Here is a 16,887-nt window from a genome sequence, read left to right as displayed (position 1 = left end):
CCCGTCCGGATCTCCGGGCGGGGCCCTCGCCCGTGCCGCCCACGGCTCAGTCGGTCGCCAGGGACACGTCGGTCGCCTTCACCAGGGCCACCGCGTCGGAACCCACGAAGAGGCCCAGCTCGGTGGCCGCGTCCTTGGTGATGGCCGCCGTCAGCTCGCCGCCCGGGACGGAGATCCGCACGGTCGCCATGACGGCGCCGGTGGTGAGGCCGACCACCGCGCCGGGCAGCTGGTTGCGGATCGACAGGCCCTCGACCAGGTGGGTGGCGACGGAGACCTCGGTCGACTTCACCAGGGCGCGCACCGGCATGCCGGGGGTGAGGGCCATGTCGGCGGCGTCCAGGGTGACGGCCGCGGTGAGGTCCTGGCCGCCGTCCAGGTGGACGTCGACGGTGGCCATGGCCTCGCCCGGGTGGACGGCGGTGACGGTGCCGGGGAGCTGGTTGCGGATGCTCAGGGTCATGGGCACCCACCGTAGGGCGCCCGCGGGATCAGGCGGGGTATGCGTGGGTCTGCGTCGCTTTCACCGTCGCCCAGACCGGTGCACCGGGGTGCAGGCCGAGTTCGGCGGCGGCCACCGTGGTGAGGTCGGCGGCGAGCGGGAGTTCCCCGGTGAGGTCGGCGCGGATCTGGTCGCCGTGCGTCTCCACACCCGCCACCTCACAGCGCCACAGGTTGCGGGCGCTGGCGCCGGTCGGGCGGTCCCGGAACAGGGTCACGGCGGCGGGCGGGAAGGCCACGAAGACCGGTCCGGACAGCTCCTCGGTGGTGGTGATCGAGGGTCCGCCGTCCAGCCGTACCGTGTGGCCCTCGGCCTCGCCCCGGTAGAGGTTGAGGCCGACGAGCCGGGCGATGTAGTCCGTGCGCGGGCGGCGGGCGATCTCGGCCGGGGCGCCCTCCTGGACGACCCGGCCGTGCTCCACCACCACGAGGCGGTCCGCGAGCACCATGGCGTCCAGCGGATCGTGGGTGACGAGAACGGCGACCGCCTCGAACTCGGCCAGGTGGCGCCGGAGCTGGGCCCGGACCTCAAGCCGGGTACGGGCGTCCAGCGCGGCCAGCGGCTCGTCCAGCAGGAGCAGCCGGGGCCGGGTGGCGAGGGCGCGGGCGAGGGCCACGCGCTGGGCCTGGCCGCCGGACAGCCGGCGGGGCCTTGCGGCAGCGTGGTCCGCGAGCCCCATGCGCTCCAGCCAGACCGCGGCGCGCGCACGGGCCTCCGCCCTGGTCATGCCCTGGCAGCGCGGCCCGAACGCCACGTTGTCCAGCGCGGACAGGTGCGGGAAGAGCAGATAGTCCTGGAAGACGACGCCGACCGGGCGGGACTCGGGCGGCACGCGCTCCAACGGGGCCCCGTCAAGGCGCAGATGGCCCTCGGCCAGCGGTTCCAGGCCGGCGAGGACGCGCAGTGCCGTGGTCTTGCCCGCGCCGTTGGGGCCGAGCAGCGCGACCACGTCCCCGGGCGCCGCCGTCAGGGCCACGTCCAGCCTGAAGCCGTGCCGTTCCACGACGAGTCGGGCGTCGAGCCCCTGTCGGTCAGGCTCACCAGGGGCCGGGGCGTCGGTCATCCGTGCGGGGTCCTTCGGCAGGGGCCGCTTCGTGGGTGTCGTCCGCCGTCCTGCCGTCACGTCACACTCCTGTCAGCCATCGGTCGCGCAGTCCCGCCAGCACCGCGATGGAGACGGCCAGCAGGACCAGGCTCAGGGAGATCGCGGCCTCGGGGTCGTTCTGCAGCGCGAGGTAGACCGCGAGGGGCATGGTCTGGGTGCGGCCGGGGAAGTTGCCCGCGAAGGTGATCGTGGCGCCGAACTCGCCGAGCGCCCGCGCCCAGGCCAGCACGGCGCCCGCCGCGACGCCGGGCGCGATCAGCGGCAGGGTGACCCGGCGGAACGCGGTGAAGCGGGAGGCGCCGAGCGTGGTGGCCGCCTCCTCGAACCGCGGGTCGGCGGCGCGCAGGGTGCCCTCGACGCTGATGACCAGGAACGGCATCGCGACGAACGCCTCCGCGAGCACGACGGCGGTGGTGGTGAACGGCAGGGTGATCCCGAACCAGGAGTCGAGCCACTTGCCGACGACGCCGTTGCGGCCGAGGGCCAGCAGCAGGGCCACACCGCCGACGACCGGCGGCAGCACCAGCGGCAGTGTCACCAGGGCACGGACCAGGGCGCGCCCGCGGAAGTCCGTGCGGGCCAGCAGCCAGGCCAGCGGCACGCCGAGGACGAGGCTGACGGCGGTCGCCGCGGTGGCGCTGACCAGGGACAGCTGGAGCGCCTGCCACACCTCCGTGCTGGTCAGCTGGTGCGGCAGGCTGCGCCAGGGGGCGCGGACGAGCAGCGCGAGCAGGGGCAGGAGGAGGAAGGCGAGGGCCAGGACGCCGGGCAGGAGAAGCGGCAGGGGGACGCCGCGGCGGCCCGCTGTGCCGATGCGGCGGGTGGTCGTACCGGTGCCGGGCTCGTCGCGCGGGGTCACGGCCTGAGGAACCCGGCGGCGCCCAGCACCTTCTGGCCCTCGGCGGACCGCACGAGGGCGATGAACGCCTTGGCGGTCTCGGCGTTGCGGGCGTTCTTCAGCAGGGCGATCGGGTAGTCGTTGACGGCCTCGGCGGACTCGGGGAACTCCACGCCCTCCACCTTGTCACCCGCCGCGCGCACATCGGTCCTGTACACCACCGCGGCGTCGGCCTCCTTCAGCTCCACCTTGGTCAGGGCACTCTTGACGTCCTGCTCGTAGGAGACCGGGGTCAGCCGGAGGTGGCCGGCGTCGAGGGCCTTTCGGGCGGCGGCGCCGCAGGGCACGGTCCTGTCGCACAGGACGACCTTCAGACCGGGCTTGGTGAGGTCCTTCAGGGAGGCGACCTTGTGGGGATTGCCGGGCAGGGTGGCGATCTCCAGCTGGTTGCGGACGAAGGTGACCGGGGTACCGGCCACGTCCTCGGCGTCCGTCACGGTCGCCATGGTCCTGGGGCTGGCGGCGGCGAAGACATCGGCCGGGGCACCGCCGGTGATGCTCGCGGCGAGGGTGTCGCTGCCGCCGAAGCCGAAGCTGATCCTGGTGCCCGGGTGCTGCCGCTCGAACTCCTTGCCCAGGGCGGTGAAGCTCTCCTGGAGCGAGGCGGCGGCGAACACGGTGACCGTGCCGGACGGCTTGGCGGACCCGGATGCCGAGCCGGCCGAGGCGTCCTTCGAGGAGGCGGGCGACGAGGAGCAGGCGCTGAGGGCCAGCAGCGCGGTGGCTCCCGCGCCGGCCACGCGCAGCATCCGCCGGGTCCGGCGCACGGAAGGGGTCATCACGGTTCTGCTCCTCGGTTGTGCGGAACGACTGTCGCGCCCTGGCACACGGCCGTACGAACCTGCCGTGCCGCGATGATACTGCCGCATCTGCAAGGTGGAAGCACCTGGTTTCATCGCATGAGCGGCGATCTTGCGCGTCAAGGCTCGCAGATGCGTTTGTGCGGCGCGAGGCCGGCGGTCGCGCTGAGAGCCTGCGCGGGGTGCCGGGTAGGGTCGGGTCGGGGGTGAAGCGCCGCGCCCAGGCTCTCGCCGTCTGGGTCCGACCGCCCCGGTGCCGGGGCCGGCGTGGCAGGTCCGGCACGGTCGGCCGGGAAGGCCGTACGGGGGCGCGACCGGCGTCGTGCGGCACCCTCGCTTCACGGGGCCGTGGCCGCACGACGTGCCCGCCGCCGCGGGACCCGGCTTCGACCCGGTAGGCCGCGACGCGGCTCTGGTCTCGGCCCGCAGGACCGCCGCGGGGCGCGTCGCAGCAGCCGGATCACGGCGATCCGGGTGGACGTGGACGCCGGTGCCGCGCACCGGGGCCGGCGGTTGCGCGGGACGGGGGAGGCGGGGCCAGGGCGGCGGGCGTGAGCCGGGTCAGACGCGGTCGATATGGACGTTCGTCGACTTCACCCGGGCCGTCGCCGCCACGCCGACCTCCAGGCCCAGTTCCTCGACCGCCTCGCGGGTCAGCAGGGAGACCAGCCGGTGCGGACCCGCCTGGATCTCCACCTGGGCGGCGACGTCGCCGAGCTTGATCGCGGTGACGATGCCGGGGAAGGCGTTGCGCACGGAGGTGTACGAGGACTCCTCCTCGCCGCTGCCGCCCTTGGCCAGCTCCACGGAGAAGGCGGCGAGGTCCCGGCCGTCGATGAGCCGCCGGCCCGCCTCGTCGCGATGGGTGGCCACCCGGCCCGCGTCGGCCCAGCGGCGGGCGGTGTCCGGGCTGACGCCGAGCAGCCGCGCCGCCTGGCCGATCGTGTAGGACTGCATGCCGAGAACGATAGGGCGCGGCTCAGCCCGTGTGCACACGCGGCCTGCGGGCCCGGTTCGGTTCCGCCTCGCGCAGTACCTCGCGGGTGACCGGGGCGACCTCGCCCTGGCCGAAGAGGAAGAAGCGGAGGAAGTTGGCGAACGGGCTGCCCTCGGTCCACTCGAAGTAGATGTGCGGGGTGCAGCCGGTGACGTCCCGCACGTGCAGCAGCAGGGCGGCCAGGGCGTTCGGGATGGAGGCGGACTCCAGCGTCAGCACCCGGTAGCGATCGTGCAGGACCTCGCCGCGCACGGTCAGGCCCGCCTCGAACTCCGACGGGTCGGTGACCGTGACCTCGACGAAGACGAAGTCCTCCTGCTCCGGCATCTCGTTGTCGGCGCGGATCTGCTCGATCTTGTCGCGGTACTCGGCCTTGTCGCGGTGGCCGGGCTCGTTGGCGATGAACCGCATCTTGCGGCTGGCCATGTCCCGGATGAAACGTTCCGCCAGCGGGTCGAGCGTCACGCTGGTCACGCGCAGCTCGAAGGCGCGGGCCAGCCGGGACAGCAGCGAGACCAGGATGATGCCGACGATGAAACAGGCACCGATCTTCACACCGTCGGGACGCTCGATGACGTTGACGACGGTGGTGTAGAGGAACACCACCGAGATGACGGCGAAGCCGATCGTCCAGCCGCGCTGTCCCGCCTTGCGGGCGGCGATGGTCACGGCGATCGCCGCGGAGCTGATCAGCACCAGCACGCCGGTGGCGTAGGCGCCGCCCTGCTTGTCGACGTTGGCGTCGAAGATCCAGGTCACCAGGAAGGCGACCAGCGTGAAGACGATGACCATCGGGCGCACCGCGCGCGCCCAGTGGGGTGCCATGCCGTACCGGGGCAGATAGCGCGGCATCAGGTTGAGCAGGCCCGCCATGGCGGACGCGCCGGCGAACCACAGGATCGCGATGGTCGAGACGTCGTAGACCGTGCCGAAGGCGCCGCCGAGGTACTGGTGCGCGAGGAAGGCGAGGGCGCGGCCGTTGGCGGAGCCGCCCGGCTGGAACTCCTTCTCCGGGATCAGCAGCGTGGTGATGAAGCTACTGGTGATCAGGAAGCAGCTCATGATGACGGCGGCGGTCGTCAGCAGCTTCTTGGCGTCCCTGATCCGGCCGGTGGGGTGCTCCTCGGTGTCGCCCGGGTCGCCCTTGACGTGCGGCATGACGGCGACGCCGGTCTCGAACCCGGACAGGCCGAGGGCGAGTTTCGGGAAGACGATCAGGGCCACGCCGATCATCACGAACACGTTCCCGTGCTGCACGGTCAGCGCGTTGGTCCAGTCGGTGACCACGTGCTCGGCGGTGAGCACGTGCCACAGGCCGACGATCACGACGACCAGGTTGAGCGTGAGATAGACGCCCACCAGGGCGACCGCGACCCCGATCGCCTCCAGGAAGCCCTTGAGGAACACCGCGCCGAGCAGCGCCACGAGCAGCAGCGTGATCAGCATCTGCTTGCCCTGGAGGGCGCTCGTCAGATGCGGGTTCTCCACCAGGTGGGTGGAGGCGTCGGCGGCGGACAGGGTGATGGTGATCAGGAAGTCGGTGGCCGCGAACCCGAGCAGGGTCAGCACGAACAGCTTGCCCTTCCAGAAGGACAGCAGCCGCTCCAGCATCGCGATGGAGCCCTCGCCGTGCGGGCTCTCCTCGGCCACGCGCCGGTAGACCGGCAGCGCGCCCGCCAGGGTGACGAGCACCAGCACGATGGTCGCGATGGGGGAGACCAGGCCGGCCGCGAGCGCGGCGATGCCCGGCTGGTAGCCGAGGGTGGAGAAGTAGTCGACACCGGTCAGGCACATCACCCGCCACCAGCGCTGGCCCTTGTGCGGAGGCTCGGGCTGGGCGTGCGGTCCGGTGTGGCCACCGCTCTTGCCCATGTCGGACAGGCCCTCCAGCATCCAGGCGCGCAGGCGGCCGGTACTGGGAGGGCGTTCGGTCGTGGCCATCGGTGTGCTCCTGATGTGGGGCTCAGCTCTTTTCGGCCATCACACGGACGGCGGCACCAGCGTATGCAGAGCGTGACGCCTGGGCCTCCGGATCCGGGGCGGGGAGGCGTCAATCTTGCGTTAAGAATGGCGCGGTGCCGTCAAGGCCGCATCAAGAAGCCGAGGCCGGAGGGGATCACCGGGAGCTGGGCCGGACGAGTGGCCGGGGGCACCTCCGAGGGACCAGCGGACACCGAGTGTCATCGCTCCTCGCGCGGGTGCGCGGTGAGGCGAGTCGCCCGCGTCCACCGGGAGCCGAGGTCGTCCCTCGCACGCTCACTCCAGGCCGGACGCCCGGAACACCGCGAGGGCCGTCTCGCGGTCGAGGCGGCGGGCCAGCTCGGCGAGAGCGGTGGTGCCGCAGCGCAGGGTGCCGCCCGCCAGGGCCGCACGGACGCCCTCGTCCAGCCGGCGCCACAGGACGGGGTTGCGGGCCAGTACCTCCGGGTCGATCTCCACCCGGTTCCCCAGCAGGTCGCACAGCACCAGGCGCCGGGCGACGCCGTCCAGCGGGCGGACCGCGACGAGCAGACCGGTGTGGACCCTGCGGGTGCGCAGCAGGCGCCTGCTGGCCAGCCAGCCGTCACCGGCGGACACCCTGGCCGGGTACAGGACGAGGAAGAGGAGCAGGGCCAGGGCGCACCACAGCAGGCCCCGCCACCAGGTGAGGGAGCCGGCCGCCCCGTCGACGCACAGCAGCAGCGCGAACAGCGCGGCGGCGCAGCGCACGGCGGTGCGCACCTCGCCGGCCCACTCGCCGTCGTGCGCGACGGCCCCGGCGGGTGGCGGATGCGGGCCCGTCACCCGGGGCCGTGTGTCGTCGCCGTGCTCCATGGCATCGACGGTAGACAGCCGCGGGCGGGGCGGCACGACGCCTTGACGGAGCCCTGACGGCGCGGCCCGCCTTCTTGACGCAACTCCTACGCGCCGCACCCGAAGGGGTTCACAGCCCCCGGGTGTCCATGGGCAGATGCCAGGCGTTGCGGCGGTGGACGGTGAGCAGCTGGGACTCCAGCGGGGAGGGCGGTACGGCGAGGACCGGGCAGCAGGCGTGGCCGAGGCAGTGCCGGCAGACCCGGCCGGAGAAGGCGCGCTGGAGGCCGCGCCGGCCCGCGCCCACCACCAGCAGATCGTTCTCCCGGTCCGCGACCGCCACCAGCGCCCGGCCCGGGGTGCCGCGGACGACCAGGGCGTGCATCGGCACGCCGGGCCCCCGCTCGCCGAAGACCTCCTCCAGGACAGCGACCAGCCGGCCCCCGGCCAGCCGCTGCCACTCCTCGGCGGGCACGGCCGCCGCGGGCGAGCGGCGCCCGGCCGGATCACCGCCCGGCGGCTCCCAGGCCAGCACCGGCCACAGCTCGGCCCCCAGCCGGCGGGCGAGCGCGCCGGCCCACCGCAGGGCCGCGACGCTGCCCAGGGAGCCGCTCACCCCCACCACCACACGTGCGACCACCGAGGCGTCGTAACCGGACATGACTCACCGTTCCTCACCGGTGTCCCGCGCCGTCTCCCTCCATCCCACCTCCGTGGCGGGGATACGACCAGCCGGAGACGCGTCGGGGCCGGTCGCGCACCGGGTGGGTGCGGCCGGCCCCTCGGGTCCTCGCCGTCCTCGCGGCGCCGCCGCGGTCAGGCGGCGGTCATCACCTCGTCCGCGCCGAGCGGGCGGTGCGGGGCGATGACGCGGCCGTCGGGCAGCAGCTCACCGGTGTCCTCGAAGAGCAGGACGCCGTTGCACAGCAGGCTCCATCCCTGTTCCGGGTGGTGCGCCACCAGGCGGGCGGACTCCCGGTCGGCGGACTCGGCTGGCGGGCACGGTGGCTGGTGCTGGCACATGGGTGGGATCTCTCGCTCTGTGGTGGTCATGGCATCCCCCGTCATGCAGTCGGTCGGAACCCAGTGTTGCCCCACGGGCGGTGTTCCGCAGGGATTTCGAGGCACCGCTCCCCACAGGTTGAGGACGCGTCACCCGGGCGGACGGTTCAGCCCAACTACCCTGTCAATTCGGGTGGTTCGACCTGGCCGGAGCGGACTAGTCCGTCGGTGGCCCGGGGTCAGGCCGCAGGTGACTCGAGCAGCGGCAGCCGGGTGGCGCGCAGGGTCAGTACCGGGAGCAGATCGGCGACCGGGTGCGGCAGATGCGCCGCGATGCCGGGCGGTGCCGGGGCGAGCGGCACCAGCAGATCGGTGGCGGCCGGATGCCCCTCCGCGCCGTCGGCGGTGGTGTCGCCGTGCAGCCACAGGGTGAGCATGTAGAGGCCCGGCACCGACAACAGCCGCGGCTGGTAAGGCTGTTGCAGCGACTCCGCCTGCTTCAGGGCCAGCTCGGTGGAGGCGACGTAGGGGCCCTCGAAGAAGTGCGAGAAGGCCCAGCCGTCGGGGGTGAGCATGGTCTCCGCCGCGGCCACCGCCCGGTCGCCGCAGCGGATCAGGAACCGCCAGCCGGCGAGCCTGGTGGCGGACAGCCCCTGCGGAGAGATCCGGTCCAACACATGGACCGGCAAAGGGAGTTCGGGTGTAGCGGGGCCCTGCGCGGCGCGCAGGGAGGGGGTGCGGGCCTCACGGACCGCGGTGGGCGAGCCCAGGGCGGCGAGGACGGAGCGCAGGGCGGGCGCGGGGGCAGGGGGAATGTGAAGCGGCATGGTGGGTCGCCTCTCGTTCGACAGGCGCGGGGCGCGAGGGAGGTGGGGCGGACGGCGCTGTCTGCTCACGGAAGGCCGGAGAGGTGAGGGCCGGGTCGGTGAAGAACGAGGGTGCGGCTCGCTCCGCCGCCCGTCAACCGGAGCGGCAGGAATGCGGCAGGACCAGGACCGAGGGCGCCACCCTTCCGCCTTGTGGACGAAGTTTATACGACGTGTGTTCAGGCGGTGTTTCATCTATCCCATTGCGGGGAGCGCCACAAGGCGGAAACAGGTCGCCGATTCGCGGAATTCCTCCCGGTTTCCGGGTGGTCACGCGGCGTTGACCTCGTCCTACACTCCGCGCGCGGACGGCCGAAAGTCATCGGCGTTTTTCACGACGCGTTCGGGGCACCCGAAGGTGCGCCCGCGGCATGCCCCGTGAATGTGCCGCCGGGAACATTCCGACAGCGTAGCGGGCGCTCGGGTGGCGCGGGACGTTATCGATCGCTTTCACTGGGCATTACTCCACCTGACCCGGGAGGCCCGGCGGCCGGAACGTCGGCCCGCCCATCCGAGGAGGGACACTTCGATGGGGGAGAAGGTCGTGGCAGGGCAGTTCGACCTGTCCGATCGACAGCGCTACCGCGAAAAGCTCCAGAAGTGTCTTACGGGGCTGGAGCGGCTGCTGGTCGAGAAGCGATTCGACCGCCCCAGGAACCTCATGGGCGTCGAGATCGAATTGAATCTCGCCGGTCCCGACGGCATGCCCAAAATGTTGAACGGCCAAGTGCTCGAACGCATCGCCAGCCGGGACTTCCAAACCGAACTCGCCATGTTCAATCTGGAGGTGAACATAGCCCCGCACCGGCTGGGCGGCCGGGTATTCGACCGGCTCGCCGAGGAGCTGCGGACCTCGCTCGCCTACGCGGACCGCAAGGCCGGTGAGGTCGAGGCGGGCATCGTGATGACCGGCATCCTGCCCACGCTCGACCGGGACCACCTGGTCTCCTCCAACCTCTCCGAGGTCGACCGCTACACGCTGCTCAACGACCAGATCGTGGCCGCGCGCGGGGAGGACTTCCGGCTCGACATCGAGGGCGTCGAGCACCTCGTCTGCACCGCCAAGTCCATCGTCCCGGAGGCCGCGTGCACCTCCGTGCAGCTGCATCTCCAGGTCACACCGGGGCGGTTCGCGGACGTGTGGAACGCGGCGCAGGTGGCGAGCGCGGCGCAGATCGCCGTGGGCGCGAACTCACCGTTCCTGTTCGGTCACGAGCTGTGGCGCGAATCGCGGCCGCCGCTGTTCCTCCAGTCCACCGACACCCGGCCGCCCGAACTCCAGGCCCAGGGCGTACGGCCGCGGACCTGGTTCGGCGAGCGGTGGGTCTCCTCGGCGTACGAGCTGTTCGAGGAGAACCTGCGCTACTTCCCGGCCCTGCTGCCGATCTGCGACGACGAGGAGCCGCTGGAGGTCATCGAGGCCGGCGGCACCCCGAAGCTCGCCGAACTCGTGCTGCACAACGGCACCATCTACCGCTGGAACCGGCCGGTGTACGGCATCGCGGACGGCATGCCGCACCTGCGGGTGGAGAACCGGGTGCTGCCGGCCGGACCGACCATCACCGACGTCATCGCCAACGCGGCCTTCTACTACGGCCTGGTGCGCGCCCTCGCCGAGGAGTCCCGGCCGGTGTGGGCCCGGCTGCCGTTCGCCGCGGCCGAGGCCAACTTCGACGCGGCGTGCCGGTACGGCATCGACGCGCGCTTCGTATGGCCCCGGCGGGGGCGGTACGGCGGCACGGGCGAGGTCGACGCGGTCACCCTGGTCCGCGACGAGTTGCTGCCGCTGGCCTCGGCGGGACTCGACGCGTGGGGCGTGGAGGCGGCCGATCGCGACCTCTACCTCGGCGTCGTCGAGGAGCGCTGCCGGCGGCGGGTCAACGGCGCGTCCTGGCAGGCCGCCACCTTCCACCGCATCCTTGAACAGGGCCTCTCCCGCGAGGCCGCGCTCGCCGCGACGACGCGGCGGTACGCCGAGCTGATGCATGTGGGGGAGCCGGTGCACATGTGGCCGGTGGGGCTGCCGGAGCCGGTGCCGATGGGGTGAGGCGGGGGAGCGTCCGGCGGGGGTGAGGCGGGGAGCGTCCGGCGGGGCCGGGGGTTCATCGGCCGCCGCCGTGCGGCTTGGCTGCGGATCGACGGTGGGTACCGGTGGCAGGGGTGGGCGTGTCGCGGCCGTGGTGACCCCGCTGGGTCGCGGCCCGGTGCCGGGTGGGGGCCGGTGGGTGCGGTCCGATCGCGCGCGGGGCGCTCCAGGTGCGGTGCGGTGGCGCGGGGCGTCCGGTGCCGCCGCTCCCGCGCGGTGTCGAGGGAGCCTCCCCGCGGCGTCGAGGGGAGACCTCCCCGTGTCGCCGCGGTCTCGTCGCGGCCCGGTGTCGGCCGCGGCGGCCCGGTGCGCGGTTCTTCCTGAGGCTTCTGCGATCCTTGCGGGCGACGTGGGACGTGGCTCGTGAGGCGTGGGAGGCAGGGGTGAAGGTGGAGGCGACCGGGCTGGGGGACGGACTGGAGCAGCCGACGCGGCGGGTCCTGCGGGACGAGACGATCCTCGTGCTCGCGCTGTCGTTGGGCGCGAGCGGGGTCTCCGCGCTGATCAGTTTCATCGGGTCGGTCACCAAGCCGGGCGGGCTGAAGGACCAGGCGGCCACGCTCAACGCCTCCGCGGCGCCGGGGCGGCCCTGGCTCGACCTCGCCTGGCAGTTGTTCGGCATCGCCACCGCCCTGGTACCCGTCGCCCTGGTCGCCCACTTCCTGCTCCGGGAGGGCAGGAGCCTGCGCACCCTGGGTTTCGACCGCACCCGGCCCTGGCCCGACCTCGGGCGGGGCGCGGCGATCGCGGCGGTGATCGGCAGTACCGGGATCGCCTTCTACCTGGCCGCTCGGGGCCTCGGCTTCAACCTCACCGTGGTGCCCGAGGCCCTGCCGGCCGTGTGGTGGAAGTACCCGGTGCTGATCCTCTCCGCCGTGCAGAACGCGGTCCTCGAAGAGGTCATCGTCGTCGGCTATCTGCTGCGCAGGCTCGGCCAGTTGGGCTGGGCCCCGGGGGCCGCGCTGGTGGCGAGCGCGGTCCTGCGCGGCTCGTACCACCTCTACCAGGGCATCGGCGGCTTCCTCGGCAACATGGTCATGGGCGTGGTCTTCGTCTGGCTGTACCGTCGCTGGGGGCGGGTCGGACCGCTGGTCGTCGCCCACTCGCTGCTCGACATCGGCGCGTTCGTCGGTTACGCGCTCCTCGCGGGCAGGGTGGGCTGGCTGCCGACGGCATGAGGGCGGCGGCCCACGCGTGCGGATCGCCCCCGGGGAGAGGTGGGCCGGTCAGGCGTGCGGCCCACCCCCGGAACGGTCAGGCGTGCAGTTCGCCCTCGATGACGGTGACCGCCCGGCCGGTGAGCAGCGTGCGTGCGCCGCGCAGCCCGGTGCGCACCAGGCCGGTGCGGCGGGAGGCCTGCAGGCCGGTGAGGTCGTCGCGGCCGAGGCGCGCGGACCAGTGCGGGGCGAGCGCGGTGTGGGCGCTGCCGGTGACGGGGTCCTCGTCGATGCCGACGTTCGGGAAGAAGCAGCGGGAGAGGTAGTCGTAGCCCCGTGACGGGTCGTCCGCGCGGGCGGTGGCGATGATCCCGCGCGTGGAGTACGCGGCGAGCGCCTTGTGGTCCGGGGCGAGCCCGCGGACGGTCTTCTCGTCCGCCAGCTCCACCAGCAGATCGCCGACGTTCTCCCCGGTGTCGAGGGCGGCGACCGGCTCCGCGCCCAGCGCCTCGGCGACGCCGTCCGGTACCTCGACGGGGGTGAGCGGCGCGGTGGGGAAGTCGAGGGTGATCGCACCGTCCTCGGCCGGTGTGGCGACCAGCACCCCGCTACGGGTCTCGAACCGGACGGGGCCCTCGTGGGCGCCGGTCGTGTGGAGCACGTGCGCCGTGGCCAGCGTGGCGTGCCCGCACATCGCCACCTCGGTGACCGGCGTGAACCAGCGCAGCGCCCAGTCCGCGTCACCGCCCCGGGGCAGCCGGTGCGCGAACGCCGTCTCGGCGTGCTGCACCTCCATGGCGACGTTCTGCATCCACTCGTCGGCGGGAAAGCCCTCGTCCAGGAGCAGCACCCCCGCGGGGTTCCCCGCGAAGGGCCGATCGGCGAAGGCGTCCACGATTCGAATCCGCATGCCGTGAAGCTAGCGGCTCTGCCGCCCCCTCGACCAAGGCCAATTCCCGACCGCCGGCCCGCTTCCGGGCTCGCGGCGCACGTCCCGCGGCACCGGGTGGCAGGGATCAGTCCGCGTGGTGGCCGGGGCCCGGGAAACCGGCGGTCGCGGTCGCGGCTTCGTGGGCCGCGAGTTCGTCGGGGGTCCCGACGAAAGCGGGTCCGGAGTTCGGCGGGAGGCGCTCGACGACCATCGCGACGGCCTCCCGCGCCGTCGCGGCCGGACCCACGGTCTCGCCGCGCAGCGGGCCGGAGACCCAGTAGGTTCCACCCGTCGCGGGCTGGATGTAGGGAATGTCCCAGGTCCACCGCCACTCCGTGCAGCGGCTGAAGTGCAGCTCTCCCATTCCCGTCCAGGGGAACAGTCGGCGTAGGCGCGGTTCGGCGTAGGCGGCTTCGAGCAGCTCGGGACGGACCCGCCCGTCGTCGCGGACCCGCTGCCAACCTGCTTCGACCAGGGCTCGGCCCGATGGTGTCGCGTCCATGGCGATCATCATCCCTGAACCGCGCTCCAGCCATCGGAAGGGGCTTGGCAGTCGATTGGTTCCGATATATCGTTGAAGCATCGCGAACGATACGCGATACAGGCGTGACACATCAGCGATGGAATGGAGTGATCGCCATGCGTGCGCACGGGTACGAGCACGGCGGGCACCGGCACGAGGGCTTCGGTCGGCGCGGCATGGGCGGCTTCGAGGCGCGGCGGGCCGCGTTCGGACCGTTCGGGCCCGGTGGACCGGGGGGTCCGGGTGGGCCGGGGTTCGGGCCCGGGTTCGGTCCCTGGGGGCATCGAGGACGGGGCGGTCCCAGGGGGCGGGCGCGGCGCGGGGACGTGCGGGCGTCGATCCTGGCCCTGCTGAAGGAACGGCCCATGCACGGCTACGAGATGATCCAGGAGATCGCCGAGCGCAGCGGCGGCGCGTGGAAGCCCAGCCCCGGCTCGGTGTACCCCACCCTCCAGATGCTGGAGGACGAGGGTCTGATCGTCAGCGAGAGCGAGGGCGGCAAGAAGCTGTTCTCCCTCACCGACAGCGGCCGCGGCGCGGCCGAGGAGGGTCCGGAGGCGCCCTGGGAGGAGGCCTCGCGCGGGGTCGACTGGGAGGCGCTGAGCGAGATCCGGCAGGCCGGGTTCGGGCTGATGGAGGCCTTCGGGCAGGTCTGGAAGACCGGCACCAAGGAGCAGCGCGAGAAGGCGCTGACCGTCATCAACGAAGCCCGCAGGAAGCTGTACCTCATCCTCGCCGACGAGGACTGAGCGTCGTACAGGTCATGCACGTCGTACGGTCGTACGGGCGCCCCGCGCGGCGAACGCGCGGGGCGCTTCCCGTGCCCGTCCCGGCTGACCAGGCCGCCCGGCCCGCGCGGCGACTGGTCCAGGGCCGTCGCCGCCGGGTCCGTCGGCCGGCCCGCCGTCGGCGTCGCCGCCGCGCCGGTGAACTCGCCGCCGGCGCGCACCGGCGTGGCGTCCCCGTCCGGGGTGAGCGGGTGGCGGGTGGGGAGGGCCACCGCCACGGACACTTGCCGCGGATCACGGGAAGTCGCGCGGCGTCCGGTTCCCCGATCGTCCGGTCGGCCTCCGCCGGGAACCCCGTCGACAGGGGCGCGAACGTTCCACGCCGATGAACCGTCGGGGACGCGCGCGGTGTCTCGTCCCGCGTGCCGGATCGCCGCCGCGTCGAACAGGTCCGGCGCCCGCGGCGACGCGCTCCGGTCATGGCGGTGCCCCGCCCGCCGGAGGAGGTCCGCGAGCGGCGCGTACCCGGCACGCGTCCTCCCTGCCGTCGACCGCCGGCGGCGTTGCGTGCCGGCACCCGCGCCTGCCCCCGTGCCCGGCGCACGCGCGCCCCCTCGTCGCGGATCGGCCGAGATCTCCTCCCCAAGGATGAGATCGGCCGCGGCGATGTCCACTCTGTGTGGGACGCGCAAATGGTTCCGCTCGGGGATGACTTGGCATGTTGTGGCTGATGGGGTGGGGTTGTGCAATCCCGTACCGCCTGTCCGACCGCCTCCGCGCCCGAGGGGCCGCGCCCGCACGCCGCGGGGCTCGGCGCCGAGCTCGCGACGGTGGTCGCCGGTGCCCGCCGCAGGGCCGTGCGGGACGGGGACCGGCACGTCGACACCGCCCATCTGCTGCACTCGCTCCTCGAACAGGACCCCGAGGTGCGCTCCGCCGTGGGGGGTCCGCACCGACTCGCCCGGCTCCTCGGCTATCTGGTGCAGCGCAGCATCGGGTACGGCCTGCGGTGGCAGGACAGCGTGGAGGACTCGGGCGCGATCGCCGTCGTACCCCGTCCGGTCACCGATGACGCGGGGGACTGGTCCCCGGCCGCGGCGGCCGCCCTGCACCGCGCCCGGGAACGGGCACGGCGCCGGGGCGGGCGCGGGGCCGAAGGGCCCGACCTGCTCGCCGCGCTCGTCGCCGACCCGGGCTCCCGGGCCGTCGAGGTCCTCGAACGCGCGGGCGTCGACGCGCGCGAGCTGTCCGCCCGGGTCGCGGCCGGTTCCGGGGACTTCCCGGGGGATGCGACCCGCTGGGAAGCGGGACCTCACGCCCCTGGAGCGGGCCCGGCGTCCACCTCCTGAGACAGGTGTCAACGAGGATGACGCTCCTGTCGTCGCCTGTCATCATGTGCCGGTGCATACGTCTGAGAGCAGTGCCGCCGGCGGCAGAGGCGTCGGGCTCGGTCTCGCGCTCGTCTCCGCGCTGGCCTTCGGCGGGTCCGGGGTCGCCGCCAAGCCGCTGATCGAGTCGGGACTCGACCCGCTGCACGTGGTCTGGCTGCGGGTGGCCGGCGCCGCCCTGGTCATGCTGCCGCTCGCCTGGCGCCACCGCGCCCTGCCGCGGCGCCGCCCCGCGCTGCTCCTCGGGTTCGGGCTGTTCGCCGTCGTCGGCGTCCAGGCGTGCTACTTCGCCGCCCTCTCGCGCATTCCCGTGGGCGTGGCGCTGCTCGTGGAGTACCTGGCACCCGCACTGGTGCTCGGCTGGGTACGGTTCGTGCAGCGGCGGCCGGTCACCCGTGCCGCGGTGTTCGGCGTCGTCCTCGCGGCCGGTGGGCTCGCCTGTGTGGTGGAGGTCTGGTCGGGGCTGGGCTTCGACGCGCTGGGCCTGGCGTTCGCGCTCGCCGCCGCCTGCTGCCAGGTCGGCTACTTCATCCTGTCCGACCCGGGCGGCGAAGCGGGCGGGAAGCCGCCGGACCCGCTCGGCGTCATCGCCCACGGCCTGCTCGTGGGCGCCGCCGTGCTCACCGTCGTCGCCCGCCCCTGGGAGATGCGCTGGGACGCGCTCACTGGTCCCGCGCGCATGAACCACACCGCCGTACCCGCTCTCGCGCTGCTCGCCTGGATCGTGCTCGTCGCCACGGTCGTCGCCTACGTCACCGGCGTGCTGTCGGTACGACGGCTGTCCCCCCAGGTCGCCGGGGTGGTGGCCTGTCTGGAGGCGGTGATCGCGACCGTGCTGGCCTGGGTGCTGCTCGGGGAGCACCTGTCCGCGCCGCAGGTCTTCGGCGGCGTCGTCGTCCTGGTCGGCGCGTTCACGGCCCAGTCCGCCACGCCCGCCCCGGCGCCGGTGGCACCGGTGGCCGCCGGCGGCCCGGAAAGAGAGTTGTCCGGGCGGCGCACCCGCGCCTAAAGTGCTGGTCATGCCGTCCACGCTCGTTCTTCCGCCCCCGGCCGCCTGAGGCGGGCCTCCGGGACACCCGCTCGGTGCGATGAGCGCCGGGCCGGACGGTGC

At 73.4% G+C, this 16,887-nt stretch carries 17 protein-coding genes; 5 read left to right on the top strand and 12 right to left on the bottom strand.

Annotated features, from left to right (window positions below; translation table 11 throughout):
- Positions 1 to 46: 46 nt before the first annotated feature.
- The 10 genes from QSK45_RS20260 to QSK45_RS20215 form a co-directional block, all read right to left on the bottom strand.
- Positions 47 to 463, bottom strand: coding sequence for a TOBE domain-containing protein (locus QSK45_RS20260; protein WP_285558840.1), 417 nt, complete (start codon positions 461 to 463; stop codon positions 47 to 49).
- A gap of 28 nt (positions 464 to 491) precedes the next feature.
- Positions 492 to 1,565 carry an ABC transporter ATP-binding protein gene (locus tag QSK45_RS20255; protein ID WP_285558838.1) on the bottom strand — a complete coding sequence of 358 codons (1,074 nt, stop codon included), beginning with the start codon at positions 1,563 to 1,565 and terminating at the stop codon, positions 492 to 494.
- A 61-nt stretch (positions 1,566 to 1,626) separates the two neighbouring features.
- Positions 1,627 to 2,466, bottom strand: a complete 840-nt coding sequence (gene modB, locus QSK45_RS20250) for a molybdate ABC transporter permease subunit (RefSeq protein ID WP_490993590.1) — start codon at positions 2,464 to 2,466, stop codon at positions 1,627 to 1,629.
- Positions 2,463 to 3,284, bottom strand: a complete 822-nt coding sequence (gene modA / locus QSK45_RS20245) for a molybdate ABC transporter substrate-binding protein (RefSeq protein ID WP_285558836.1) — start codon at positions 3,282 to 3,284, stop codon at positions 2,463 to 2,465. The genes modB and modA overlap by 4 nt, the downstream gene beginning before the upstream one ends.
- Positions 3,285 to 3,866: 582 nt before the next feature.
- Positions 3,867 to 4,262 (bottom strand): TOBE domain-containing protein, encoded by a 396-nt coding sequence (locus QSK45_RS20240; RefSeq protein WP_285558834.1) that lies wholly within the window; start codon positions 4,260 to 4,262, stop codon positions 3,867 to 3,869.
- A 22-nt stretch (positions 4,263 to 4,284) separates the two neighbouring features.
- Entirely contained in the window at positions 4,285 to 6,243 is a 1,959-nt protein-coding gene (locus QSK45_RS20235) for an APC family permease (protein ID WP_285558832.1), read from the bottom strand.
- 315 nt (positions 6,244 to 6,558) lie between these two features.
- Positions 6,559 to 7,116, bottom strand: coding sequence for a hypothetical protein (locus QSK45_RS20230; RefSeq protein WP_285558830.1), 558 nt, complete (start codon positions 7,114 to 7,116; stop codon positions 6,559 to 6,561).
- A 109-nt stretch (positions 7,117 to 7,225) separates the two neighbouring features.
- The gene (locus tag QSK45_RS20225; RefSeq protein WP_285558829.1) at positions 7,226 to 7,756 is read right to left on the bottom strand and encodes a universal stress protein; all 531 of its coding nucleotides are present in this window, start codon (positions 7,754 to 7,756) and stop codon (positions 7,226 to 7,228) included.
- Positions 7,757 to 7,911: 155 nt separating this feature from the next.
- Positions 7,912 to 8,118, bottom strand: a complete 207-nt coding sequence (locus tag QSK45_RS20220; RefSeq protein ID WP_285558884.1) for a DUF5999 family protein — start codon at positions 8,116 to 8,118, stop codon at positions 7,912 to 7,914.
- A gap of 218 nt (positions 8,119 to 8,336) precedes the next feature.
- Positions 8,337 to 8,924 carry a hypothetical protein gene (locus QSK45_RS20215; RefSeq protein ID WP_285558827.1) on the bottom strand — a complete coding sequence of 196 codons (588 nt, stop codon included), beginning with the start codon at positions 8,922 to 8,924 and terminating at the stop codon, positions 8,337 to 8,339.
- 568 nt (positions 8,925 to 9,492) lie between these two features.
- Here QSK45_RS20215 and QSK45_RS20210 point away from each other — a divergent pair.
- Both QSK45_RS20210 and QSK45_RS20205 read left to right on the top strand, forming a co-directional pair.
- The gene (locus QSK45_RS20210; RefSeq protein ID WP_285558826.1) at positions 9,493 to 11,010 is read left to right on the top strand and encodes a glutamate-cysteine ligase family protein; all 1,518 of its coding nucleotides are present in this window, start codon (positions 9,493 to 9,495) and stop codon (positions 11,008 to 11,010) included.
- A 422-nt stretch (positions 11,011 to 11,432) separates the two neighbouring features.
- Complete coding sequence (locus tag QSK45_RS20205) at positions 11,433 to 12,227, top strand: CPBP family intramembrane glutamic endopeptidase (protein WP_285558824.1); 795 nt, start codon at positions 11,433 to 11,435, stop codon at positions 12,225 to 12,227.
- Between the two features lie 76 nt (positions 12,228 to 12,303).
- Here QSK45_RS20205 and QSK45_RS20200 read toward each other — a convergent pair whose 3' ends face one another.
- Positions 12,304 to 13,116, bottom strand: a complete 813-nt coding sequence (locus QSK45_RS20200) for a PhzF family phenazine biosynthesis protein (protein ID WP_285558822.1) — start codon at positions 13,114 to 13,116, stop codon at positions 12,304 to 12,306.
- A gap of 106 nt (positions 13,117 to 13,222) precedes the next feature.
- Complete coding sequence (locus QSK45_RS20195) at positions 13,223 to 13,639, bottom strand: DUF6193 family natural product biosynthesis protein (RefSeq protein ID WP_285558820.1); 417 nt, start codon at positions 13,637 to 13,639, stop codon at positions 13,223 to 13,225.
- 137 nt (positions 13,640 to 13,776) lie between these two features.
- Here QSK45_RS20195 and QSK45_RS20190 point away from each other — a divergent pair, with 137 nt between their 5' ends.
- From QSK45_RS20190 to QSK45_RS20180, 3 genes are all read left to right on the top strand, one after another.
- Complete coding sequence (locus tag QSK45_RS20190; RefSeq protein WP_285558818.1) at positions 13,777 to 14,409, top strand: PadR family transcriptional regulator; 633 nt, start codon at positions 13,777 to 13,779, stop codon at positions 14,407 to 14,409.
- 722 nt (positions 14,410 to 15,131) lie between these two features.
- Positions 15,132 to 15,737 carry a Clp protease N-terminal domain-containing protein gene (locus QSK45_RS20185; RefSeq protein ID WP_285558816.1) on the top strand — a complete coding sequence of 202 codons (606 nt, stop codon included), beginning with the start codon at positions 15,132 to 15,134 and terminating at the stop codon, positions 15,735 to 15,737.
- 46 nt (positions 15,738 to 15,783) lie between these two features.
- Positions 15,784 to 16,785 (top strand): EamA family transporter, encoded by a 1,002-nt coding sequence (locus QSK45_RS20180; RefSeq protein ID WP_285558814.1) that lies wholly within the window; start codon positions 15,784 to 15,786, stop codon positions 16,783 to 16,785.
- Positions 16,786 to 16,887: the final 102 nt, after the last annotated feature.

The sequence above is a fragment of the Streptomyces hygroscopicus subsp. hygroscopicus genome (genome assembly GCF_030269125.1).
In the GTDB taxonomy this organism is placed as follows: Bacteria; Actinomycetota; Actinomycetes; order Streptomycetales; family Streptomycetaceae; genus Streptomyces; species Streptomyces hygroscopicus_C.
This window is presented reverse-complemented; position numbering and strand designations above follow the sequence as displayed.